1 protein-coding gene is annotated in these 729 nt (G+C 70.6%); it reads right to left on the bottom strand.

Annotated elements, in window-relative coordinates:
• Nucleotides 1-729: glycoside hydrolase family 15 protein (locus AE652_RS42515; protein ID WP_049661656.1), on the bottom strand; the 729-nt coding region annotated here is incomplete at both ends.

Below are 729 nucleotides of genomic sequence, written 5' to 3'. Positions count from 1 at the left end.
CTCGCAGACGTCGGCGTGGATGGTGTCGCGCAGCGCGCGCCAGCGCTCCAGGTGGCCGCCGGTGGGCTCGTCCTCGGGGGTCTGCTCCAGGAGCTTGATGGTGCGGTCGACGGCGACCCAGGCCATCACCTTGGAGTGGACGAAGTGGCGGCGGGGGCCGCGGACCTCCCAGATGCCCTCGTCGGGGTTCTGCCAGTGGTCCTCGAGGTAGTCGATCAGGCGCAGTTGGAGCTGGTGGGCGTGGTCGTTGCGGACGAGGCCGGTCATGTGGGCGAGGTGGAGGGCTTCGACGACCTCGCCGTAGACGTCGAGCTGGAGTTGTCCGGCGGCGCCGTTGCCGATGCGGACGGGCTGGGAGCCCTCGTAGCCGGGCAGCCAGTCGAGGGAGGACTCGGTGAGCTCGCGCTCGCCGGCGATGCCGTACATGATCTGGAGGTTCTCGGGGTCGCCGGCGACGGAGCGCAGGAGCCATTCGCGCCAGGCCTTGGCCTCGTCGCGGTAGCCGGTGCGCAGCAGGGAGGAGAGGGTGATGGCGGCGTCGCGCAGCCAGGTGTAGCGGTAGTCCCAGTTGCGTTCGCCGCCGATGTCCTCGGGCAGGGAGGTGGTGGGGGCGGCGACGATGCCGCCGGTGGGGGCGTAGGTGAGGCCCTTGAGGGTGATCAGGGAGCGGATCACGGCTTCGCGGTAGGGGCCCTGGTAGGTGCACTGGTCGGCCCAGTCGTGCCAGAA

It is taken from the genome of Kitasatospora sp. MY 5-36 (genome assembly GCF_001182915.1).
Lineage (GTDB): Bacteria > Actinomycetota > Actinomycetes > Streptomycetales > Streptomycetaceae > Kitasatospora.
This window is presented reverse-complemented; position numbering and strand designations above follow the sequence as displayed.